The organism is Pseudomonas protegens (assembly GCF_013407925.2).
GTDB lineage: Bacteria > Pseudomonadota > Gammaproteobacteria > Pseudomonadales > Pseudomonadaceae > Aquipseudomonas > Aquipseudomonas fluorescens_AP.
Genome location: NZ_CP060201.1, coordinates 4,643,006 through 4,665,911, shown reverse-complemented (window position 1 = coordinate 4,665,911; position 22,906 = coordinate 4,643,006). Strand labels below are relative to the sequence as shown.

General features: G+C 61.4%; 22 protein-coding genes. 4 read left to right on the top strand and 18 right to left on the bottom strand.

Going from position 1 to position 22,906, the window contains the following annotated elements:
• Positions 1-81: 81 nt before the first annotated feature.
• The 3 genes from guaB to GGI48_RS21705 all read right to left on the bottom strand — a co-directional run bounded on the left by guaB (position 82) and on the right by GGI48_RS21705 (position 3,119).
• Entirely contained in the window at positions 82-1,551 is a 1,470-nt protein-coding gene (guaB, locus tag GGI48_RS21715; RefSeq protein ID WP_179599986.1) for an IMP dehydrogenase, read from the bottom strand.
• A gap of 116 nt (positions 1,552-1,667) precedes the next feature.
• The gene (locus tag GGI48_RS21710) at positions 1,668-2,216 is read right to left on the bottom strand and encodes a hypothetical protein (protein ID WP_016968319.1); all 549 of its coding nucleotides are present in this window, start codon (positions 2,214-2,216) and stop codon (positions 1,668-1,670) included.
• A 132-nt stretch (positions 2,217-2,348) separates the two neighbouring features.
• Positions 2,349-3,119 (bottom strand): sulfite exporter TauE/SafE family protein, encoded by a 771-nt coding sequence (locus GGI48_RS21705; protein ID WP_179599984.1) that lies wholly within the window; start codon positions 3,117-3,119, stop codon positions 2,349-2,351.
• A 102-nt stretch (positions 3,120-3,221) separates the two neighbouring features.
• Here GGI48_RS21705 and GGI48_RS21700 point away from each other — a divergent pair, with 102 nt between their 5' ends.
• The 4 genes from GGI48_RS21700 to leuA all read left to right on the top strand — a co-directional run bounded on the left by GGI48_RS21700 (position 3,222) and on the right by leuA (position 8,406).
• A complete protein-coding gene (locus tag GGI48_RS21700; protein ID WP_260620498.1) occupies positions 3,222-4,169 on the top strand; it encodes a LysR family transcriptional regulator in 948 nt (315 codons plus the stop codon).
• Positions 4,166-5,545 (top strand): exodeoxyribonuclease VII large subunit, encoded by a 1,380-nt coding sequence (gene xseA / locus GGI48_RS21695; RefSeq protein ID WP_179599982.1) that lies wholly within the window; start codon positions 4,166-4,168, stop codon positions 5,543-5,545. The genes GGI48_RS21700 and xseA overlap by 4 nt, the downstream gene beginning before the upstream one ends.
• Before the next feature lie 3 nt (positions 5,546-5,548).
• The gene (locus GGI48_RS21690) at positions 5,549-6,370 is read left to right on the top strand and encodes a peptidoglycan DD-metalloendopeptidase family protein (protein ID WP_047305957.1); all 822 of its coding nucleotides are present in this window, start codon (positions 5,549-5,551) and stop codon (positions 6,368-6,370) included.
• 356 nt (positions 6,371-6,726) lie between these two features.
• Positions 6,727-8,406 (top strand): 2-isopropylmalate synthase, encoded by a 1,680-nt coding sequence (gene leuA / locus GGI48_RS21685; RefSeq protein WP_016968325.1) that lies wholly within the window; start codon positions 6,727-6,729, stop codon positions 8,404-8,406.
• A gap of 88 nt (positions 8,407-8,494) precedes the next feature.
• Here the strand turns inward: leuA and GGI48_RS21680 are convergent, their stop codons facing one another.
• The 15 genes from GGI48_RS21680 to hscA form a co-directional block, all read right to left on the bottom strand.
• Positions 8,495-8,896, bottom strand: coding sequence for a hypothetical protein (locus GGI48_RS21680; protein WP_179599980.1), 402 nt, complete (start codon positions 8,894-8,896; stop codon positions 8,495-8,497).
• Positions 8,897-8,985: 89 nt separating this feature from the next.
• Entirely contained in the window at positions 8,986-9,777 is a 792-nt protein-coding gene (locus GGI48_RS21675) for an amidohydrolase (protein ID WP_016968327.1), read from the bottom strand.
• Positions 9,765-10,913, bottom strand: a complete 1,149-nt coding sequence (locus tag GGI48_RS21670) for a pyridoxal phosphate-dependent aminotransferase (RefSeq protein ID WP_179599978.1) — start codon at positions 10,911-10,913, stop codon at positions 9,765-9,767. Before GGI48_RS21670 ends, GGI48_RS21675 begins: the two co-directional genes overlap by 13 nt.
• 187 nt (positions 10,914-11,100) lie before the next feature.
• Positions 11,101-12,573 carry a ribosome biogenesis GTPase Der gene (gene der, locus GGI48_RS21665; protein ID WP_179599976.1) on the bottom strand — a complete coding sequence of 491 codons (1,473 nt, stop codon included), beginning with the start codon at positions 12,571-12,573 and terminating at the stop codon, positions 11,101-11,103.
• A 141-nt stretch (positions 12,574-12,714) separates the two neighbouring features.
• Positions 12,715-13,866 (bottom strand): outer membrane protein assembly factor BamB, encoded by a 1,152-nt coding sequence (gene bamB, locus GGI48_RS21660; RefSeq protein WP_016968330.1) that lies wholly within the window; start codon positions 13,864-13,866, stop codon positions 12,715-12,717.
• Positions 13,859-14,500 carry a tetratricopeptide repeat protein gene (locus tag GGI48_RS21655; protein ID WP_016968331.1) on the bottom strand — a complete coding sequence of 214 codons (642 nt, stop codon included), beginning with the start codon at positions 14,498-14,500 and terminating at the stop codon, positions 13,859-13,861. Before GGI48_RS21655 ends, bamB begins: the two co-directional genes overlap by 8 nt.
• Positions 14,501-14,540: 40 nt before the next feature.
• Positions 14,541-15,830 carry a histidine--tRNA ligase gene (hisS, locus tag GGI48_RS21650; protein ID WP_016968332.1) on the bottom strand — a complete coding sequence of 430 codons (1,290 nt, stop codon included), beginning with the start codon at positions 15,828-15,830 and terminating at the stop codon, positions 14,541-14,543.
• 23 nt (positions 15,831-15,853) lie between these two features.
• Positions 15,854-16,963 carry a flavodoxin-dependent (E)-4-hydroxy-3-methylbut-2-enyl-diphosphate synthase gene (ispG, locus tag GGI48_RS21645; protein ID WP_016968333.1) on the bottom strand — a complete coding sequence of 370 codons (1,110 nt, stop codon included), beginning with the start codon at positions 16,961-16,963 and terminating at the stop codon, positions 15,854-15,856.
• A 3-nt stretch (positions 16,964-16,966) separates the two neighbouring features.
• A complete protein-coding gene (locus GGI48_RS21640; protein ID WP_179599974.1) occupies positions 16,967-17,989 on the bottom strand; it encodes a RodZ domain-containing protein in 1,023 nt (340 codons plus the stop codon).
• On the bottom strand, positions 17,989-18,747 hold the full coding sequence (pilW, locus tag GGI48_RS21635; protein WP_016968335.1) for a type IV pilus biogenesis/stability protein PilW: 759 nt from the start codon (positions 18,745-18,747) through the stop codon (positions 17,989-17,991). The genes GGI48_RS21640 and pilW overlap by 1 nt, the downstream gene beginning before the upstream one ends.
• A gap of 12 nt (positions 18,748-18,759) precedes the next feature.
• A complete protein-coding gene (rlmN, locus tag GGI48_RS21630; protein ID WP_016968336.1) occupies positions 18,760-19,908 on the bottom strand; it encodes a 23S rRNA (adenine(2503)-C(2))-methyltransferase RlmN in 1,149 nt (382 codons plus the stop codon).
• A gap of 28 nt (positions 19,909-19,936) precedes the next feature.
• Complete coding sequence (gene ndk / locus GGI48_RS21625) at positions 19,937-20,362, bottom strand: nucleoside-diphosphate kinase (RefSeq protein ID WP_025129556.1); 426 nt, start codon at positions 20,360-20,362, stop codon at positions 19,937-19,939.
• A gap of 94 nt (positions 20,363-20,456) precedes the next feature.
• A complete protein-coding gene (gene iscX / locus GGI48_RS21620) occupies positions 20,457-20,657 on the bottom strand; it encodes a Fe-S cluster assembly protein IscX (RefSeq protein WP_011063212.1) in 201 nt (66 codons plus the stop codon).
• Between the two features lie 14 nt (positions 20,658-20,671).
• The gene (gene fdx, locus GGI48_RS21615; RefSeq protein WP_011063213.1) at positions 20,672-21,013 is read right to left on the bottom strand and encodes an ISC system 2Fe-2S type ferredoxin; all 342 of its coding nucleotides are present in this window, start codon (positions 21,011-21,013) and stop codon (positions 20,672-20,674) included.
• A gap of 3 nt (positions 21,014-21,016) precedes the next feature.
• Positions 21,017-22,879: a Fe-S protein assembly chaperone HscA gene (gene hscA, locus GGI48_RS21610; RefSeq protein WP_179599973.1), complete on the bottom strand. Its 1,863-nt coding sequence runs from the start codon at positions 22,877-22,879 to the stop codon at positions 21,017-21,019.
• Positions 22,880-22,906 lie beyond the last annotated feature (27 nt).

The following is a 22,906-nucleotide window of genomic DNA, read 5'->3' as shown; positions in this document are numbered from 1 at the left end:
AACGACACGGGGCTGAAAAACACAGCCCCGGTTACTAAATTCGTCAATCGCCTCCGGGCCTGGGCCTGGAGGCGATCACTATCAACCTACGCGATAGTTTGGCGCTTCCTTGGTGATCTGCACGTCGTGGACGTGGGATTCAGCCATGCCGGCGCCGGTGATGCGGACAAACTCCGGCTTGGTGCGCATTTCTTCGATGTTGGCGCTACCGGTGTAGCCCATGGAAGAACGCAGGCCGCCCATCAGCTGATGGATGATTGCAGTCAGGGAGCCCTTGTACGGCACGCGACCTTCGATCCCTTCCGGCACCAGCTTCTCGGCACCCGCGGAGGAGTCCTGGAAGTAGCGGTCGGAAGAGCCCTGGGCCTGGGACATGGCGCCCAGGGAACCCATGCCGCGGTAAGCCTTGTAGGAACGGCCCTGGAACAGTTCGATCTCGCCCGGAGCCTCTTCGGTACCGGCGAACATCGAACCCATCATCACGCAGGAGGCACCGGCCACGATGGCCTTGGACAGGTCACCGGAGAAACGGATGCCGCCGTCGGCGATCAGCGGAACGCCTGTGCCGACCAGCGCCGCTGCAACATTGGCGATCGCGCTGATTTGCGGCACGCCCACACCAGCCACGATACGGGTGGTGCAGATCGAGCCTGGGCCGATACCGACCTTGACCGCGTCGGCGCCGGCTTCGGCCAGGGCCTTGGCGGCAGCGCCAGTGGCGATGTTGCCGCCGATCACCTGCACTTGCGGGAAGTTCTCTTTGACCCAGCGAACGCGGTCGATCACGCCTTTGGAGTGACCGTGGGCGGTGTCGACCACCACCACGTCGACGCCGGCGTTGACCAGCGCAGCAACGCGATCGCCGGTGTCTTTACCGGTACCGACCGCAGCGCCTACACGCAGACGACCTTGATCATCCTTGCTGGCCAGTGGGTAGGCCTTGGCTTTCTCGATGTCGTTGACGGTCATCATGCCCTTGAGGGTGAAGGCGTCGTCGACGATCAGCACGCGCTCGATGCGATGCTTGTGCAGCAGCTCGCGGACGGCGGTCTTGTCGGCGCCCTCCTTGACGGTGACCAGACGCTCTTTAGGCGTCATCACTTCGCGAACGCTGACGTCCAGACGGCTTTCGAATCGCACGTCGCGGGAAGTCACGATGCCCACCAGGTCGCCGTTGTGCAGCACCGGCACACCGGAGATGTTGTGCATGTTGGTCAGGTCGAGCAGGTCACGCACGGTGGCGTCGGCTTCGATGGTGATGGGGTCTTTGACCACACCGGCTTCGAAACGCTTGACCTTGCGCACTTCGGCAGCTTGCTGCTCGATGGTCATGTTCTTGTGGATGATGCCGATGCCGCCTTCCTGAGCCATGGCGATTGCCAGACGGGCTTCAGTGACGGTGTCCATGGCGGCGGAAACCAGTGGAATATTCAGCTCGATGCCACGGGTCAAACGGGTCTTTAGACTGACTTCATTAGGCAGTACTTCGGAATAACCGGGCACTAAGAGGATGTCGTCGAAGGTGAGGGCTTCTTGGCTGATACGCAGCATCGCGGGGGCTCCCGGGCGGGAAAATGGAAGCGCGCCATTATACTCAGACACCTACCCGGGCTCAATGTAAAACTCTGTCTAATATCGCTGGAGTGATAGATGGAGATATCAGCGCGCTACAACTCGACCTTGACCCAACTTATCGGTTGATCCAGCCAGTCGGCGAACTCGTCGATAAAGCTCTGTTTGAAACCCGCTTCGGCCCAGTTGTTGAAGATAAAGCCCAAGTTGGAAAAGCCGCATTCCTGAAGAAACAGAAAGCCGTTGATGTCATCTTCATGACCGCATTCGGGACAGGTGAAGTTATCGGTGCGCCCCGGCATCCAGTCTTCCAGGCTCTCGAACAGCGCCTCACCGATTTCCTGCCGGCATTCGGCACAGCCGGCTTCTTCGAGAAAGCCCTTGGCCGGGGTATAGATGCAGCGTTTGGTGATGATCTCCAGGCCATTGATCGGCTCGCCGAAGGGCAGCGCCTCCGGCCGCAGCACCACCTCCCGTGCCCCCGGCGCAATCGCATGGCCCATGCGATTGCCGGTGCGCCCGCAAGTGCTCAGGGTTTCCTCGACGATGTTCTTGCGCACCAGCCAGCGCACGATGGCCCGGGCTCGGGGCTCGTGCACCGGCAGGGTGGAAATTTTCGGGACGAGGATGCTTTGCGAGTTCATGGATAAGCCTGGAACATGCTGGGACGGTACGAACGCTTGCGCCGGCAAGCCGGCTCCTACCATCAATTGTAGGAGCCGGCTGGCCGGCGAACGGATTGAAAGGCCCGCAGCTTAATCCCTGAACCCCGAAGGTCAAGTGCTCAGGTAACGCCCGATCAAGGCAACACCACTGGCCAGCACCAGCCAGGTCACCAGGCGCACAAAAGCCTCCCGGGACAACTTCATGGTCAAGCGCCGTCCCACCCATAAACCCAACGCCATCGCCGGCAACAAGCAGCCGGCCAACAGCAGCAGCGGCAACTCGGCATACACCCCGGCCAGTGCGAAGAGGCTCAGACGCACCACGGTACTGCAACTGATCAACGCACTCTGAGTGGCCCGGGCCGGGTCCTTGGGCAAACGGCTGTTCAGGTAAATGGCATATAGAAAGCCGCCACTGCCGAACAACGCGCCAAACATCCCTCCCACTATGCCCATCGGCACTGCCCAGCCGGCCGCCAGCTGAGTCGGGCGTACCTTCACCCACAAGCTGTAGATGGCGTAGGCACTGATAAACAGCCCCATCAATAGAAGCAGCAGATCGGACTTGAGGTTGAGCAGGAAAATCACCCCCAAGGTGCAACCCAGTGCCATGCAGGGCAGCAGCCGCAACAGCTCGGGTTTGGCCACGTCCCGGCGCGAAGGCAGCAGATTGCCAAAGGCGGCGACGAAATCCAGCAGTACCAGCAACGGCACGATCTTCGACAGTGGCATGAACAGGATCAGGATCGGTCCCGCCACCAGCGCCGTGCCGAAACCGGCAATGCCAAACACGATGTACGCCAGCGCGATGCCCTGGCCAATCGCCAACCAACCACCCGGGCCGAAAGACCACTGGTTCAAACCTTCGATTACCACACTCATCACAGCAACTTCCCCAACCGAATCAGCCATGACTTTAGCCAGCGGCGAGCCTTGCGACTAATATCGTCAAAGCCTTCAACCCATCGCAAAAAGGCATGCCTTGTGATTTCAACCCGTCAACTGCGCTATTTCGTGGAAATTGCCGAGAGCGGAAGCTTCGGCGCGGCGGCAGAACGCCTGTTCGTTGCCCAGTCAGCCCTCAGCCGGCAGATCAAGGAACTGGAAAGCCAGCTGCAAACCCCACTTTTCCAACGCACTGCCCGCCAGCCTCGGCTGACCGCCGCCGGCGAAGCCTTCCTGCCCAAGGCCCGCAACCTGCTGAGCGAACTGCACAAGGCCGCCGAGCTGGCCACCCAGGTCGGCCAGGGACAACTGGGCACTCTGCGCCTCAGTCACTCAAGCACCGTGCCCATGAGCGGTCGTCTGCTGGGGGGCATCGGTGAGTATCTGCAGGCGTGCCCCGGAGCTTCGATGGACATCGTCAAGCTGTCGTCCGAGGCGCAGTTGCAAGAGCTCGCCGAAGGCCGGCTGGATGCTGGCCTGCTGCGCCTGCCGGTACTGCGCCAACGCGAGGGAGTGCAAATCGTGCCCTTGTTCAGCGAACCTCTGCTACTGGCATTGCCGCCGCAACATCCCCTGGCCCTTGATCCGCCGGCCCACGGGGTGGAACTGGCCCAACTGCGCAACGAAGCCTTTATCTCCATCCCCCATCCCCAGCGCGGGGGCTTGAGCTACCTGTCGGCCGAGCTGTGCATGCGCCAGGGTTTCTTTCCCAAGGCGGCGCGAGTGATGTCCCGCAAGACCACTCAATTACAGTTGATCCAGGCCGGTTTCGGCGTTGCCCTGCTGCCCGAATCGATGCAGGACATCGCCCCGGCCAGCGTGCGTTTCCTGCCTCTGGCCGATAGCGATTGCCAGAGCACCGTCGCCCTCGCCTATCGGCAAGACCCCACGCCGCTGGTGGCGCAGTTTGTCGAACAGCTGCGCAATCATTGGCAATCGAATTGCGTTGTTCCATGGACTGACAGCCCCTTAAACTGCGCCCCATGATTAAAGATCCCTTTGCACGACTCGGCCTGGACCGCGAGGTCCTCACCGTAACCCAGCTCAACGGCCGCGCCCGGGTGCTGCTCGAGGACGTGTTCAGCAATATCTGGGTCGAAGGCGAGATCTCCAACCTCGCTCGCCCGGCTTCCGGCCATGTCTACTTCACCCTCAAGGACAGCGGCGCCCAGGTGCGCTGTGCACTGTTCCGGCAGAATGCCGCGCGGGTCCGCCAGGCGCTGAAGGACGGCCTGGCGGTCAAGGTCCGGGGCAAGGTTTCGCTGTTCGAGGGGCGTGGCGACTACCAACTGATCCTCGACACCGTGGAGCCCGCCGGTGATGGCGCCCTGCGCCTGGCCTTCGATGCATTGAAGGAAAAGCTCAGCGCCGAAGGGCTGTTCAGTGCCGAGCGCAAGCTGCCGCTGCCGACCCATCCACAACGCATCGGCATCATCAGCTCCCCCACTGGCGCGGTGATCCGCGACATCATCAGCGTGTTCCGCCGCCGCGCGCCCCAGGTGTCCCTGACCCTGATCCCCACGGCGGTACAGGGCCGCGAGGCCACGGCGCAGATCGTCCGCGCCTTGCAGCTGGCCGATGCCCGAGGCTTCGACGCGCTGATCCTGGCCCGTGGCGGCGGCTCGCTGGAAGACCTCTGGTGCTTCAACGAAGAAGCCGTGGCCCGGGCGGTGGATGCCTGCGTGACGCCAATCGTCAGCGCCGTCGGCCATGAAACCGACGTGTCCATCAGCGATTTCGTGGCCGACGTTCGCGCCCCCACGCCTTCTGCCGCCGCCGAACTGCTGGCCCCCGACTCCAGCGACCTGCAACGCCGCATCGACAGCCTGCATCGGCGCCTGGTGATGCGCATCCGCGACCGGCTGATGCGCGATCGCCTGCGTCTGGACGGCCTGGCCCGGCGCCTGCGCCATCCCGGCGAACGCCTGCGCCAGCAAGCACAGCGCCTGGATGACCTGGACATGCGCCTGCGCCGGGCCTTCGAACGCAGCCTCAATACCCGGCGTGAACGCTTGATCCGCCTGGAAACCCGCCTCGGCGCCCAGCATCCAGGTCGACAACTGACGCTGCTGCGCCAGCGCCTGGACAGCCTGGCCGAACGACTGCCCCGCGCCATGCGTGAAGGCCTCAAGGCTCGGCGCCTGCAGTTACACAGCCAGATGCAGACCCTGCACGTGGTCAGCCCCCTGGCAACGCTAGGCCGCGGCTACAGCATCCTGCTGGATGATCGTGGCCAGGCCATTCGCAGCGCCGAGCAGACCCGCAATGGCCAGCGCCTCACCGCCCGCCTGGGCGAAGGCGAGTTGCAAGTGCGGGTCGAAGACAACCACCTGACGCCCGTCACCCTTTCTCTACTGGATTGATCCATGCCGCGTTTTCTCTGCTCCCTGCTGTTGCTGTGCCTGGCCTGCAATGCTCACGCCGACAGCTACATCACCCGCCTGTTGAACAAACCTGTGCCCGGTGGCGTCGCGGTGGTCGACCTGGGCAACGCCGCCCAGGCGCCCAAGGCCAGCTATCAGGGCAAGCCGGTGCTGGTGGTCAAGGAGCAGAACAACTGGCTGGCGATCGTCGGTATTCCGCTGACGGTCAAGCCCGGTCCTCAGCAGATCAGCGCCGGCAACCGTAGCCTGAACTTCGTGGTGGGCAGCAAGAAGTACCCCGAACAGCACATCACCCTGAAGAACCAGCGCCAGGTCAACCCGAACCCGGCGGACCTCAAGCGCATCGATGGCGAACTGGCAGAGCAGATCCGCGCCTATCGCAGCTTCAGCCCCAACACTCCGAGCAACCTGCTGCTGGACAAGCCGGTGAACGGTCCGCTGTCGAGCAAGTTCGGCGTGCGGCGTTTCTTCAATGGCGAAGAGCGCAATCCCCATGCTGGCCTGGACTTCGCCGTACCGGCAGGCACGCCGATCAAGACTCCGGCGGCTGGCAAGGTGATCCTGACCGGCAACTACTTCTTCAACGGCAACACGGTGTTCGTCGACCACGGCCAGGGCTTTATCAGCATGTTCTGCCACATGTCGAAGATCGACGTGAAGGTTGGCCAATCGCTGGCGCGCGGCGCGGTGGTGGGCAAGGTCGGATCGACCGGACGCGCCACGGGCCCGCATATGCACTGGAACGTCAGCCTGAATGATGCGCGGGTTGATCCGGCGATATTTATCGGGGCGTTTCAGCCCTGATCCCCGGGCCTGATCGCCGGCAAGCCGGCCCCCACGAGGATTGCGCAGGCCTGGACGACTGCGCAATCGTTAATATTCTTTACAAGAATAGCCAGCATAAAATCTCGATATAGCTTCAATTTCGAGTATTCCTCTCAATTTTTTTCGACTGCTTGCCATCTCTCATCTCAGTGGTTAGGGTTGAGCGCATGAAAACCTCTCACACCCTCATTCAGCGTCGTCAACACCGGAGCCTCTGCCTCGTCAGCGCACGACTGCCAGGCTGAATCGCGGTGCCTCATCCCCCTGCGTCAACACTGCACTCTTGACTCACCGGCAGGCCGCCTCTTCTCGGCCCGGACCATAAGGATTTCTCCATGACCATGCTCAAAGACCCATCCTCCAAGTACCGCGCGTTTCCGACCATCAACTTGCCGGACCGCACCTGGCCGTCGAAGACCATCACCCGCGCGCCGATCTGGTGCAGCTCGGACTTGCGTGACGGCAACCAGTCGCTGATCGAGCCCATGGATGCGGTCAAGAAGCTGCGCTTCTGGAAAACCCTGGTGGCCGTGGGCGTGAAGGAAATCGAAGCTTCGTTCCCCGCCGCTTCGCAAACCGACTTCGACTTCGTTCGTACCCTGATCGAAGGCGGCCACATCCCGGACGACACCACCATCCAGGTATTGACCCAGGCCCGTGAAGACCTGATTGCCCGTACCTTCGAATCCTTGCGTGGGGCGAAGAAAGCCATCGTCCACCTGTACAACGCCACCAGCCCATCGTTCCGCCGCATCGTCTTCAACCAGGACAAAGCCGGGGTGAAGGAAATCGCGGTAAACGCCGCCAAGCTGTTCGTCAAATACGCCGCCCAGCAGCCGGAAACCCAGTGGCAGTTCGAGTACTCGCCAGAAACCTTCAGCGCCACCGAGCTGGAGTTCGCCAAGGAAGTCTGCGACGCCGTGGTGGAAGTCTGGAACGCGACGCCGACCAACAAGGTGATCCTCAACCTGCCGGCCACCGTTGAAGTGGCGACACCGAACATCTACGCCGACCAGATCGAGTGGTTCTGCCGCCACATCAACCGTCGCGACAGCGTGCTCATCAGCCTGCACACCCACAACGACCGTGGCACTGGCGTAGCCGCCACCGAGTTGGGCCTGATGGCCGGCGCCGACCGTGTCGAAGGCTGCCTGTTCGGCAACGGCGAGCGTACCGGCAACGTCGACCTGGTCACCGTGGCCTTGAATCTCTACACCCAGGGCGTCGACCCTGAGCTGGACTTCTCCGACATCGACGGCGTGCGCAAAGTGGTGGAAGAGTGCAACCAGATTGCCGTGCACCCGCGTCACCCGTATGTCGGTGACCTGGTCCACACCGCCTTCTCCGGCTCCCACCAGGACGCGATCCGCAAGGGCTTCGCCCAGCAGAAGGCCGATGGCTTGTGGGAAGTGCCGTACTTGCCGATCGACCCCGCCGACATCGGTCGCAGCTACGAGGCGGTCATCCGCGTCAACAGTCAGTCGGGCAAGGGCGGTATCGCCTACCTGCTGGAGCAGGAATACGGCATCAGCTTGCCGCGCCGCATGCAGATCGAATTCAGCCAGGTTGTGCAGCGGGAAACCGATCGCCTGGGCCTGGAAATGACCGCCCAGCAAATCCACGCGCTGTTGCACAGCGAGTACTTGCAGGCCAACACCCCTTACGCGCTGGTCAGCCATCGCCTGCAGGAAGAGAACGGCCACAGCGCCGTGGAAGTGGAAGTGTCGAGCAAGGGCCAGGGCGAAACCAACCTGCACTGGCGTGGCAAGGGCAACGGCGCCCTGGAAGCGCTGGTGGCCGGGCTGCCGGTTCCGGTGGAGATCATGGACTACAACGAACACGCCATCGGCGCTGGCACCAACGCCAAGGCGGCGGCCTACATCGAACTGCGGGTCAACGGTGAGCGTGCGGTCCACGGCGTGGGCATCGACGAAAACATCACCACGGCCAGCTTCAAGGCGCTGTTCAGTGCCCTGAACCGCTCCCTGAGCGAGCAGGAAGCCAAGGCGGCTTAAACAGCGCGGATCAAAAAGGCCCCGGGGAGCTCTGCTCCTCGGGGCCTTTTTGCTTCCGGCGCCACGTTAAATGGGCGCGGCACTGGGTTCAGGCATGAACATCGACGCTGAACATGGCTTGCAGCAAAGCGGCCTGCAATACCTGCAAAGTGCTGTTGGTCACGGCAATCTGCGCCTGAATCTCCATGACCTGCTGGGCCTTCTGCTCATCACTGGCCTGTCCCTTCTCGGTACTGGTCAATTGCGCCTGTTGTTGCTCCAGAATCTTCTGGGTCTGCTCAATCTGCTTTTGCAACTGTCGGACCGGATCGCCACCACTGCGCACCGCATCGATGCTGGCACCGGCAGAGTTGACCCGCAGCTCCTTGTCCTCGCCCTCCTTGCTCTGGACCGCTGGCGCCAGCGGGCTGGTGTCTTCAGCTTCCCCGGTCACGACTTTCGGCGCGGACAATGGATAAGGATTGACGGCATTGGCGTTGATGGTGGTCATGCTTGATTCCTCCTGAATGTCCGTCCTATCGGCGCTCGTCCCTGAAGCTTGATATCGGCAATCTGTAAAAAAGTGTGGCGCAACCTGCCCTAGGTGAACATGAACGTGTCGGCATCGAGGTTCGCTGGAAAGCGTGCGCGGTAGGCCGCCAGCTCGCCGGCATTCAGGCGCACCTGAAACACCCCATCCGCTTCACCGGCGCTGAGCAGGGTTTCGCCCTGATAATCCAGCACCTGGCTATCACCGGTGTAGGCAAAGCCTTTGCCGTCAGTGCCGACCCGGTTTACCGCGGCCACGTAGCAAAGATTTTCAATGGCCCGGGCCGGCAGCAATCGGTTCCAGTGCAAACGCCGGGCGCCCGGCCAATTGGCGGTGTACAGCAGCAGATCGGTGTCCTGGGCATCGCGGCTCCACACCGGAAAGCGCAGGTCGTAGCAAATCAGCGGGCGAATGCGCCAGCCCTTGAGCTCGAACTGCACCTGGCGCTCGCCCGGAGTGAAGTGATTGTGCTCGCCGGCCATGCGGAACAGATGGCGCTTGTCGTAATGCCAGACTTCGCCGTCGGGACGCGCCCACAGCAGGCGGTTACGGTGGCTGCCATCCGCCGCCTGGATGATCACGCTACCGGTGATCACCGCATCGAGCTTCTTCGCCTGGCAGCGCAGCCACTTGCTGGTGGGGCCGTTCTCAGCCTCCGCCAGGGTGCTGGACTCCATGGAAAATCCAGTGGTGAACATCTCCGGCAGGATGATCAGATCCGCACCGCGGGCCTGCTCCAGCAACTGCTCGAAGTGTTCGAAGTTGGCCTGGCGGTCATGCCAGGCCAGGGTGGTCTGAATCAACGCCAGATTCAGATCGGGTAATGCACTCAGATCACGCATAGCTTCTCCGCTGCCTGACGCAGCGTCTCCTCGCGTTTGGCGAAACACAGTCGTACCAGACGCTGCCCCTGGGGCGGCTGCCGATAGAACACCGACACCGGAATGGCGGCCACGCCATGTTCGCGGGTCATCCATCGCGCCATGTCGACATCATTCAAGTCCGGACGAATCTGCGCATAGTCCACCAGTTGAAAGTAAGTACCGGCCGCTCGGCTGAAGCGCAAACGCGAAGCGCTCAGCAAGTCGCAAAACAGATCACGCTTGGCCTGATAGAAGGCCGGCAGCTCCTCGACATGTTCCGGGCAATGGGCCATGAAATCCGCCAGAGCGTACTGCAAAGGGGTTACGCCGCAGAAGCTGACATATTGATGCACCTTGCGCAGTTCGGCGCTCAGGGCCGGTGGCGCGACCACATATCCCGTCTTCCAGCCAGTCACGTGGTAGGTCTTGCCGAAGGAGCTGACGACGAAAGCCCGTTTATACAGCTCCTCGTGAGCCAATACGCTGACATGGGGCACACCGTCGAATACCAGGTGTTCATAAACCTCGTCGCTGACCAGGTAGATGTCGCGATCACGGATCAACGCTGCCAGCTGGTCCAGCTCGGCCCGGCTGATCAAGGCCCCACTGGGATTGTGCGGTGAGTTGAGGATGATCATCCGGGTGCGCGGGCTCAGGGCTTCACCCAGTTGCTGCCAGTCGATGGCAAAGTCCTCAAGACCTAGTTGCACATGCACACAACGGCCGCCAGCCAGCTCAACCGCCGGCTCATAACTGTCGTAACAAGGATCGAAAACGATGACCTCGTCGCCACGCTGAATCACCGTCTGGATGGCACAGAAAATGGCCTGGGTCGCGCCCGGAGTAATGGTCACCTCGCTGTCGGCATTGACCTCGACGCCATAGCTGCGAGCGATTTTCGCCGCCACCTGTTGGCGCAGAGCCGGCAAACCGGTCATGGGAGCGTATTGGTTATGGCCATTGGCGACATGCCGCCCAACCGCGTCGCGCAAGGCTTGGGGGCCGTCGAAATCAGGAAAGCCCTGGGACAGGTTGAGCGCTCCGGTTTCCACCGCGAGCTGAGACATTTGCGTGAAGATGGTGGTGCCGACATGCGGCAGCTTACTGGTGATCATGAGGGTTCCCTGCTGAACACCCGGCACTACGGCGGCGCGGGAGGTCCCGAGAATAGCCCAAAGCGCGGCGATTAAAAAAGGGGCCACAAGGCCCCTTCTTCTGTCGCTACTTCAAGCTGCAAGCCACGAGCGGCAAGACTTCCCTACCCTCACTTGCAGCTCGTCACTTGCAGCTTGCCGCTGCTTTTTAGCGCTTGTCGCGGCGTTTCTTGTCGGCCTTCTTGTGGTGCGACATCAAACGACGCTTCTTGTTGACCTGGCGGTCGGTGAGCGTGTTCTTGTTGCCTTCGTATGGGTTCTCGCCACCTTTGAACTCGATACGGATCGGCGTGCCCACCAGCTTCAGCACCCGACGGTAGGTGTTTTCCAGGTAACGCACGTAGGACTTGGGCACCCTCTCCACCTGGTTGCCGTGAATCACGATCAGCGGCGGGTTGGCACCGCCCAAGTGGGCGTAGCGCAGCTTGATCCGACGGTTGTTGACCATGGGCGGCGCGTGCTCGCCAACGGCGTCTTCGAGGATCTGGGTCAGGCGGCTGGTCGGCCAGCGGGTCACCGCCGACTTGAAGGAGTTCTGCACCGACTGGTAGAGGTTGCCCACACCCGTGCCGTGCAGTGCCGAGATGAAGTGGATATCGGCGAAGTCGACGAAGAACAACCGGCGTTGCAGCTCGGTCTTCACGTAGTCGCGCTCGCTCGGCTGCATGCCGTCCCACTTGTTCAGGGCGATCACCAAGGCCCGACCGGCTTCCAGGGCAAAGCCCAGCAGGTTCAGGTCGTGATCCACCACGCCTTCGCGGGCGTCCATGACGAAGATCACCACGTTGGCGTCTTTGATTGCCTGCAGGGTTTTGACCACCGAGAACTTTTCGACTTCCTCGTGGATCTTGCCGCGCTTGCGCACACCGGCGGTGTCGATCAGCGTGTACTTCTCGTCGTTACGCTCGAACGGAATGTAGATGCTGTCGCGGGTGGTGCCGGGTTGGTCGTAGACGATGACCCGGTCTTCACCGAGCATGCGGTTGACCAGCGTGGATTTACCCACGTTAGGGCGACCGATGATGGCGATCTTGATCCCGTCTTTCTCGCTCGGACCCGGAATGCGCTTGGCTTCCTCGCCTTCGGCGACGATCTCTTCCTCGCCTTCTTCCGGCTCGTCGGCGTCATCCTTGGGGAATTCGCGCAGGGCGATTTCCAGCATCTGGGTGATGCCGCGGCCATGGGCACCGGCGATCGGAATCGCGTCGCCCATGCCCAATGGCGCGAACTCGGCGCGGGCCATGTCAGGGTCGATGTTGTCGACCTTGTTGGCGATCACGTAGGAGGTCTTGTTACGTTTGCGCAGGTGCTCGCCAATCATCTGGTCGGCCGCGGTAAACCCGGCCTTGGCGTCCACCAGGAACAACACCACATCAGCTTCTTCAATGGCCAGCAGCGACTGCTCGGCCATCTTTTCGTCCATGCCATGCTCGTCACCGGAGATACCACCGGTGTCGATCAGAATATAGGTACGCCCTTGCCACTTGGCCTCACCGTATTGGCGATCACGGGTCAGACCGGACAGGTCGCCGACAATGGCGTCGCGAGTCCGAGTCAGGCGGTTGAACAAGGTGGACTTGCCGACGTTAGGTCGGCCCACCAGGGCGATTACGGGAACCATGCGGCTCTCCACTGCGTTAATTGCGAAAATACAAAAGCCGCTGCGTGGCAGCGGCTGGTGCTCGGGGCAGCACCTTGACGTGCTGCGAACCTTGTCGAGACAAGGCCGCTTGGGGAATTAACCCCAAGCATAGTCAAACCATTACTTGATGGTCAGGGCTTCCAGTTTGCCGCTGTTGCCATACACATAAATCATGTCGCCCACCACCAGCGGACGGGCGCGCAGGCCATCGCTGTCGATGCGCGTGCGGCCGACGAAACGACCGTCAACCTGACTCAGCAGGTGCAGGTAACCTTCCAGGTCACCTACAGCCACGTAGCTGGAGAAGACTTCCGGGGCCGACAGTTGACGACGAGCCAGGGAGTCGTTGCTCCACAGGGCCGTGGTCGAACGCTCGTCCACGCCTTCCACGGTGCCCGAGGACAGGCTGACATAGACGCTGCCAAAGCCTTGAGCCACACCGGCATAGCTGGACGCATCACGCTGCCACAGCGGGCGACCGCTCTCCAGGTCCAGGGCCACCACACGCCCCTGGTAACTGGCGACATACAGCGTGCCACCGGACAGCAGCAGGCCGCCGTCGATGTCCACTACGCGATCCAGTTCGGAACGACCTTGTGGAATAGCGATGCGCTGCTCCCACACCGGCACGCCGTTGCGGATATCCAGGGCCACCACCTTGCCGGTGGAAAGACCGGCCAGGGCCAGACGGTTGGTCGCCAAGGGGGCACTGGTGCCCCGCAGGGTCAGTACCGCCGGGGTGCTGTCGTACAACCAGATCTGATGACCGGTGCTGGCTTCAAGGCCAATCACCCGATCGTCCTGGGTCTGCACCACTACCACGTCACCGTTGGTGGCAGGCGGAGCCAGTACTTCACTGGTCACGCGGGTACGCCACTTCTCTTCACCGCTGGAAGCATCCAGGGCAACCACTTCGCCTTTCAGGGTGCCGATCATGACCAGGCCATAACCCACGCCCACGGCGCCGGAAACAGGCAGTTCGAGATCTTTCTTCCATTTGACGTCGCCGTTCATGCGATCCATGGAAACCACCACACCGGTGACGTCGGCGGCATAGATGGTGTCACCATCGATGGCCGGTACCAGCATGTTGTAGGTTTCGCCCTGACCGTCACCGATCGAACGGCTCCACTGCTTCTGCAGGACCACTTCTTCTTTGAAGTCGACCAGCTCAGCCGGCGGCAGTTCTTTCTTGCTGTTGCTGCTGCAACCCGCGGCCAACAAGGCCAGAGCCAGCAATGCTGCATGTTTCCAACGGATCACGTCATGCATCCCCTTTGGCCAGGTCGTCCAGCTTGATTTGTAAGCCACCGACCGCCGCTTCATCCGAGAGCGCTGCCTTGGCTTTTTGATATGCCGCATGAGCTTCATCGACACGGCCCAACTGCACCAGCAGATCGCCCTTGAGCTCTTCGCGGGTTGCCAGGAAGGCCTTGTCGGCATCGCCGTCGAGCAGTTTCAGGGCTTCGTCGGCCTTGTTCTGCGCCGCCAGCACCTGGGCCAGACGCTGACGCGCCACTTCACCCAGGGTCGGGTTCGCCGGCTTGTCGGCGATGGCCTTCAGTTGCGCCGCTGCATCATCCAGCTTGCCGGTGTCTACCGCCACCTTGGCAACGAACAGGCTGCCGTACTGCGCGTAGGCGGTACCGCCGAACTCGCTGTTGAGCTTGCCGGCCAGGTCCGCAACACGGGCGGCATCAGGCTTGCCATCCGGCGTCAGAGTGGTTTCCAGCAGTTGCTGATAGAGCACCGAAGCGCCTTGCGACTGATTGTTCTGATACTTGTGCCAGGCCTGCCAGCCAAACACGATGACCAGAGCCAGCAGACCGCCGGTCACCAGAGGTTTGCCGTTGCGCTGCCACCAGTCTTTCAATTCCGCCAGCTGTTCGTCTTCGGTACTCGACACCCCAATACTCCTTATTCGCTAATTCGGCTGTTTGACAGCTTCAACCCTGCACGACGCAGGTGGCCAGGTGCGCCGCGAGCGCATCCCAGGCAATGCTTTGTTGTTCGCCCTGGCCACGCAGGGGCTTGAAACCTACCACTTGCTGGGCCAGTTCGTCGTCACCGAGGATCAGCGCGTACAACGCACCGCTCTTGTCGGCCTTCTTGAATTGGCTCTTGAAGCTGCCAGCACCGGCATTGATCTGCAGACGCAGGTTCGGTAACTGGTCACGAACCCGTTCACTCAACGCCAGCGCGGCCAGTTCAGCCGCCTCACCGAAGGCGCAGAGATAAACGTCGACCTGACGCGAGATTTCTTCCGGGATCTGCTCCAGGGTTTCCAGCAGCAGCACCAGACGCTCGATCCCCATGGCGAAGCCAACACCCGGTGTAGGTTTGCCACCCATTTGCTCGACCAGTCCGTCGTAACGGCCGCCAGCACACACTGTGCCCTGGGCGCCGAGCTTGTCGGTGACCCATTCGAAAACGGTCTTGCTGTAGTAATCCAGCCCGCGCACCAGCTTTGGGTTGATCACATAAGGGATACCCGCGGCGTCCAGACGGGCCTTGAGGCCTTCGAAGTGCACACGGGACTCTTCGTCCAAGTAGTCGGCCAGCTTGGGCGCGTCCACCAGTACAGCTTGAGTGTCCGGATTCTTGGTATCGAGCACGCGCAGCGGATTGGTCTTCAGGCGACGCTGGCTGTCTTCGTCCAGCTTGTCCATGCGCGCCGACAGGAACGCCACCAACGCGTCGCGATAACGTGCGCGAGCCTCAGCAGTGCCCAGGCTGTTCAGTTCGAGCTTGACCGCATCGCGGATGCCCAGCTCGCCCCACAGGCGCCAGGTCAGCACGATCAGCTCGGCATCGATGTCCGGACCGTCGAGGTTGAAAACCTCGCAACCGATCTGGTGGAACTGGCGATAACGGCCTTTCTGCGGGCGCTCGTGACGGAACATAGGGCCGATGTACCAGAGCTTCTGCACCTGGCCACCGCCAGTGATGCCGTGCTCGAGTACAGCGCGTACGCACGCCGCAGTGCCTTCCGGACGCAGGGTCAGGGAATCACCGTTGCGGTCTTCGAAGGTATACATCTCTTTTTCGACGATATCGGTCACTTCACCGATGGAGCGTTTGAACAGCTCGGTGAACTCGACGATCGGCATGCGGATCTGCTTGTAGCCGTAGTTATCCAGCAGACGCGCCACAGTGCCCTCGAAATAACGCCACAGGGGCGTCTGCTCGGGCAGGATGTCATTCATGCCACGAATGGCTTGCAGAGACTTGCTCACAAAAAATCCTTAAATACGTTCGGTTAGCCGCGAGCGATCAGCGCTGCGTCGGCTTCGACCTTTTCGGCCGCCTTCTGCCGGATCAGCTTTTCAAGCTCGTCCACCAGATTGTCATTGGTCAGTTTCTGTGCCGGCTTGCCGTCGATGTAGATCAGGTTCGGCGTACCGCCGGTCAGACCGATGTGCGCCTCTTTGGCTTCACCCGGACCGTTGACCACGCAACCGATCACGGCGACATCCAACGGCACCAGCAGGTCTTCAAGGCGCCCTTCCAGCTCGTTCATGGTTTTCACCACATCGAAATTCTGCCGCGAGCAGCTCGGGCAGGCGATGAAGTTGATGCCACGGGAACGCAGGTGCAGGGACTTGAGAATGTCGTAGCCGACCTTCACTTCCTCGACCGGGTCGGCCGCCAACGAGATGCGAATGGTATCGCCAATCCCTTCGGCCAGCAGCATACCGAGGCCGACAGCGGATTTCACCGTGCCGGAACGCAATCCACCAGCTTCGGTGATGCCCAGGTGCAACGGCTGGATGATTTCCTTGGCCAGCAAACGGTAGGCTTCGACCGCCATGAACACGTCGGACGCCTTCACGCTGACCTTGAAGTCCTGGAAATTCAGGCGTTCGAGGTGCTCGACATGACGCAGCGCCGACTCTACCAGCGCAGCGGGAGTCGGCTCGCCGTATTTCTTCTGCAGGTCCTTTTCCAGGGAGCCGGCGTTGACCCCGATACGGATCGGGATCCCGCGATCACGAGCGGCATCCACCACCGCGCGAACCCGGTCTTCGCGACCGATGTTGCCGGGGTTGATCCGCAGGCAATCGACACCCAGCTCGGCTACGCGCAAGGCGATCTTGTAGTCGAAGTGAATGTCGGCCACCAAGGGCACCTTGACCTGCTGCTTGATCCGGCCGAACGCCTCGGCGGCGTCCATGTCCGGCACCGAAACCCGCACGATGTCGACACCGGCGGCTTCCAGGCGGTTGATCTGGGCGACGGTTGCCGCTACGTCGTTGGTGTCGCTGTTGGTCATGCTCTGCACCGCGATCGGCGCATCGCCGCCGACCGGTACCGAGCCGACCCAGATCTTGCGGGACTCGCGACGTTTGATTGGAGATTCGCCGTGCATGACTTATTGACCTAACTTCAGGCGAGCAGTCTCGCCACTGGTGAACGGGGCGATATCCACCGCCTGACCGTTGTAAGTGATTTGTGCGCCGCGGGCATACCCCAGACGCACGGCAAAAGGCGGCTTGCCGCTGACATCAACGTTCTCGCCCTTGCGCTTGAGGGCGCTGAGCAGAATCTTGCCATTGCCATCGATGACCTGGGCCCAGCAATCGGCGCTGAACTGGATCTGTACCTGACCTGAACCGGCGACCGCAGAGCTTGGCGCAGCAGCACTGCCAGCATTTGCCGGCACAGCGGCCGCGGCGGCCGGAACCTGAGCCGGTGCTACCGGCGCGCTGACAACAGGCGCGACGGTTGGGGCGGCATGCGCAGCAGCAGTCGGTACCGCAGGCGGCGCAACGGGAGCCGGGGTTGCAGGAACTGGCGGATTGGCCGGCGCCTCGGCGCTCGCCTGGCTCTGGGTCTGTGCGGCGTTGTCCAGGGCTTCGCTCTGACCTTCGGCAACGGCCTGGTCTTCGGGCTCGTCGATCGGATGAATCTGCGTGGTGCCGTCAGCCCCTTCGACCTCGACATGCTCGGGACTCAGGGATACCGGCTCCTTGCCACGCTGGGAGGATTGATCCTGCCACCAGATGAAACCGCCACCGACCACCGCCACCAGCAGCAACAGGCTGACAATGCGCAGGATGGTGTGGGAAACCCGTACCGGCTCCTCGATCCGTCCCAGAGCATGAACGTTGCTGCCCTGAGAGTCGGTACCGGTGTATTGATCGAATTCCTGAACCAGGATGGCCTGGTCCATGCCCAGCAACTTGGCATAGGCGCGGATATAGCCGCGAGCAAAGGTATGCCCCGGCAGCTTGTCGAAAGCGCCGGCTTCCAGGTTGCTCAGGGAGCTCACGGTGAGGTTGAGCTTGTGGGCCACTTCTGCCAGCGACCAACCATTGCTTTCGCGGGCCTGACGCAGGGTCTCACCGGGGTTTACGCGAGTCACTGCTTGAACTTCGGGATGCGCCGCTTTCATCATTGCTCCGACAGGTATTGCTGATATTCCGGCGTACCGGGATAAAGTCGTTTTAGTTGCAGACCGTAACTGGCGGCCTTGTCGCGATCTTCGAACACCGTTGCCAGCCGAACGCCGAGCAATAGACTACGTGCATTTTGCTCGGCGAGCAGGCTAAAACGATCGTAATAGTCGCGGGCGGGCACATAATGCCTGTCTTCGTAAGACAACTCAGCCATTTCCAGCAACGCGCGGGGCTGTTGGTGATTCAGGCGCAGGGCTTTTTCCAGTTGCAACCGGGCCAGCTCACGCTGGCCCAGCTTCGAAGCGGTCATCCCGAGGCTTTCAAACACCCGGGAACGTTCGGGGTACAGAGTATCAGCCGCGGCTTGCTCAAAACGCTGATAGGCCTCTTTGTAACGTTTTTCTTCGAACAGGAAACTGCCGTAGTTATTGAGGATTCGCGCACTGTCCGGACGCGCCGCCAGGGCCCGACGAAAATGCTCGTCGGCCAGGGCCGGTTCCATCTCGGCCTGAAATACCAACGCCAGGGCGGCATTGGCATCGGCATCGGCAGGAGCCAGTTCCAGCGCCTTGCGCAACGGAACCTTGGCGCGTTCGCTCATGCCTTGCTGCAGATAACCCAAGCCCAACTGCACATAGGCCGCACGCGCCTCATCGCGGCCCTTGCTGGTGTTCAGCGGATTGGAATCACCCGACAGAACACAGCCAGCACAGAGACTGGCAATCAGCAGGAGCAGCGCGAAGCGCAGGGCCATGGAGTTCCTCTCTCAGGTACGGGTCGCGGCGCTTTGCGGCATATCGGCGTCGGCGCTCAACTCACGCACGGCGATATAGCGTTCGCTGCGACGGGTGCGGTCCAGCACCTGCCCGACCAATTGCCCGCAGGCGGCGTCGATGTCTTCACCGCGAGTGGTGCGCACGGTGACATTGAAGCCGGCGTGGTGCAGCTGGTCCTGGAAACGGCGAATGGCATTGTTGCTCGGACGTTCGTAGCCGGAGTGGGGGAACGGGTTGAACGGAATCAGGTTGATCTTGCAAGGAACGTCCTTGAGCAACTCGATCATTTCAACGGCGTGTTCCAGCTTGTCGTTGACGTCCTTGAGCAGGGTGTACTCGATGGTCAGCACGCGCTTCTCGCCCAGGGAGGACATGTAGCGCTGGCAGGACTCAAGCAGCATCTTCAGCGGGTACTTCTTGTTGATCGGCACCAGCTGATTACGCAGCGCATCGTTGGGTGCGTGCAGCGACAACGCCAGGGAGACGTCGATGTGCTTGGCCAGCTCATCGATCATCGGCACCACGCCGGAGGTGGACAGGGTCACCCGGCGCTTGGAAATGCCGTAGCCCAGGTCGTCCATCATCAGGTGCATGGCGGCGATGACGTTGTCGAAGTTCAGCAGCGGCTCACCCATGCCCATCATCACCACGTTGGTGATGGCACGGTCGACGGTCGCCGGGACGCTGCCAAAGGATTTGTTGGCAATCCACACCTGGCCGATGACTTCGGCGGCGGTGAGGTTGCTATTGAAGCCTTGCTTGCCGGTGGAGCAGAAACTGCAATCCAGGGCACAGCCTGCCTGGGACGAAACGCACAGAGTGCCGCGCTTGCCCTGGGGAATGTACACGGTCTCGACGCAGCTGCCGGACGCCACGCGCACCACCCACTTACGGGTGCCGTCGCTGGAGATGTCCTCGCTGACCACTTCCGGACCGCGAATCTCGGCAACGGCCTTGAGCTTTTCGCGCAAGGCCTTGCCGACATTCGTCATGGCGTCGAAATCATCGACGCCAAAGTGGTGAATCCATTTCATTACCTGACCGGCACGGAAACGCTTCTCCCCGATTGAGTCGAAGAATTTCTCCATTTCCGGTTGAGTCAGCCCCAACAGGTTAGTTTTGCCGATCGATGTAGTCATGGTCTCACCCCTCACGCGCAAGCCTTACTCAGCGAGCGGTTACTTCAGTAGCTGCGAAGAAGTAAGCGATTTCGCGAGCAGCGGCAGCTTCGGAGTCCGAACCGTGAACGGCGTTGGCGTCGATGGACTCGGCGAAGTCAGCACGGATGGTGCCGGCAGCAGCTTCTTTAGGGTTGGTAGCGCCCATCAGCTCACGGTTGCGAGCGATGGCGTTTTCGCCTTCCAGAACCTGAACAACAACTGGACCGGAAGTCATGAAGGCAACCAGTTCGCCGAAGAAGCCACGCTCGCTGTGCTCAGCGTAGAAGCCTTCAGCTTCAGCCTTGGACAGTTGCTTCATTTTCGAAGCTACAACGCGCAGGCCGGCTTCTTCAAAACGGGAAACGATCTTGCCGATAACGTTTTTTGCAACAGCGTCAGGCTTGATGATGGAGAAAGTACGTTGAACAGCCATGGTGTAACTCCAGAAACGGTGATTAAAGCGAAAAATTAAACCCGCGAATTATACGCGGGTTTATAGGGATTGCCTAACTGCGTAGCCCGCGGATTCAGTCCGCTTCGTCGATCCAGGCGGCCTGAATTGCTTCAAGAACCTTCTCGCCTCCGCGAGCCGGATCGTCGCTGAACTCTGGCAGTGCCAGAACCCATTGGTGCAGATCGACAAAGTTCACATAACGCGGATCCACATCCGGCTTGGACTCAGCCAGCTGGATCGCGATTTCCAGTACATCAACCCACTTCAGACTCATGACGACTCCTTGAATCAGTGCGGCGCTTCGGCGGCATGGTTGAGCGAGTACTTGGGAATTTCCACGGTCAGGTCTTCATCGCCAACGATGGCCTGGCACGACAGGCGCGACTGTGCTTCCAGGCCCCAGGCCTTGTCCAGCAAGTCTTCTTCCAGCTCGTCGGCTTCGTTCAGCGAGTCAAACCCTTCACGAATGATGCAGTGGCAGGTCGTGCAGGCGCAGACGCCGCCGCAGGCGCTCTCGATCTCGATGTGGTTGTCGTGGGCCACCTCGAGCACCGAAACACCGGGCTCGACCTCGACAACCAGACCGTCCGGGCAGAACACGGCGTGTGGCAGAAAAATGATCTGCGGCATCAGTTATTCCTCGATTTCATTCAGGTTGCGCCCCGCCAGAGCGGCTTTCACCGTCGAATCCAGGCGGCGGGCAGCAAAGGCATCGGTCACTTGCGACAGACGCTTGGTCTGCTGCTCGATGGCGTAACCATCGGTGCCACGCATCAATTCACTCAGTTCCTGCATCTGCAACTCGATGACCATGCGCTCTTCAGCGTCCAGCAGACGGTCACCGTCAGCGTCCAGGGCGCCCTGCACAGCCTCGATCAGGCGCTGGGCATCAACCTGCTGCTCACGCAGCACGCGGGCCACCTTGTCGTCGCCGGCGTACTGGAAGGAATCCTTGAGCATCTTGGCGATTTCGCCGTCGGTCAGACCGTAGGACGGCTTGACCTGAATGCTGGCTTCAACACCCGAACCCAGCTCTCGAGCCGAGACGCTGAGCAGGCCATCGGCGTCGACCTGGAAGGTCACGCGGATCTTCGCCGCACCGGCCACCATCGGTGGAATGCCACGCAGTTCGAAGCGCGCCAGGGAGCGACAGTCGCTGATCAGCTCACGCTCACCCTGCAGCACATGAATCATCATGGCCGTCTGGCCATCCTTGTAGGTGGTGAAGTCCTGGGCACGGGCAACCGGGATGGTGGTGTTACGCGGAATCACCTTCTCCATCAGCCCGCCCATGGTTTCCAGCCCCAAGGACAGCGGAATCACGTCCAGCAGCAGCAATTCACCGCCTTCACGCTTGTTGCCGGCCAGGGTATCGGCCTGGATCGCGGCACCAATGGCCACCACTTGATCCGGATCGATCTCGGTCAACGGCTGGCGACCGAACATTTCGGCGACCGCTTCACGCACACGCGGCACCCGGGTCGAACCGCCGACCATGACCACTGCCTGTACTTCGTCCAGCTCGACATTGGAGTCGCGAACGGCGCGACGGCAGGCCTTGAGGCTGCGAGCCACCATGGGCTCGATCAGCACGTCAAAGGTTTCGCGGGTCAACGCCGCGCGCCAGTCACCGTAAACCACCTCCACCGAATCGGCATGGGTCAGGGCTTCCTTGGCCGCGCAGGCGGTTTGCAACAGGTTGCGCTGAGTCCCCGGATCCAGGTCGGCGGACAGGCCCGCACCCTCGATGATCCAGCCAGCGATGGCGTGATCGAAGTCATCGCCACCCAGGGCGGTATCGCCACCAGTGGCCAGCACTTCAAAGACACCGCCGGTCAGGCGCAGGATGGAAATATCGAAAGTACCGCCGCCCAGGTCATAGATCGCCACCACACCCTCGGCGTGCTGGTCCAGACCATAGGCCACGGCAGCCGCGGTCGGCTCGTTGAGCAAGCGCAGCACATTCAGACCAGCCAGCTTGGCCGCATCCTTGGTGGCTTGACGCTGGGCATCGTCGAAATAGGCCGGAACAGTAATCACCGCCCCCACCAGCTCGCCGCCCAGGGTCGCTTCAGCGCGCTGACGCAATACCTTGAGCACTTCAGCCGATACTTCCACCGGGCTTTTCGGCCCCTGGATGGTCTCGATGAACGGCATGTGCGACTCGCCGTCAACGAAGCGATAAGGCAGTTGCTCGCCCAGCTGCTTGACGTCGGCCAGGCCGCGCCCCATCAGGCGCTTGACCGAAAGCACGGTGTTCAAGGGATCGGTGGGCGCGGCCAGGCGGGCGGACTCGCCCACTTCGACGCGGTCGGCGTGATAGCGCACGGCGGACGGCAGAATCACCTGACCCTGCGCATCGGCCAGAGGCTCGGAAAGACCACTGCGCAAGGCAGCGACCAGCGAATTGGTAGTGCCCAAGTCGATCCCCACAGCCAGGCGACGCTGGTGCGGTTGAGGACTTTGGCCGGGTTCGGCGATCTGCAGTAGGGCCATGCTTATCTGGACTTATCTGTATATCAG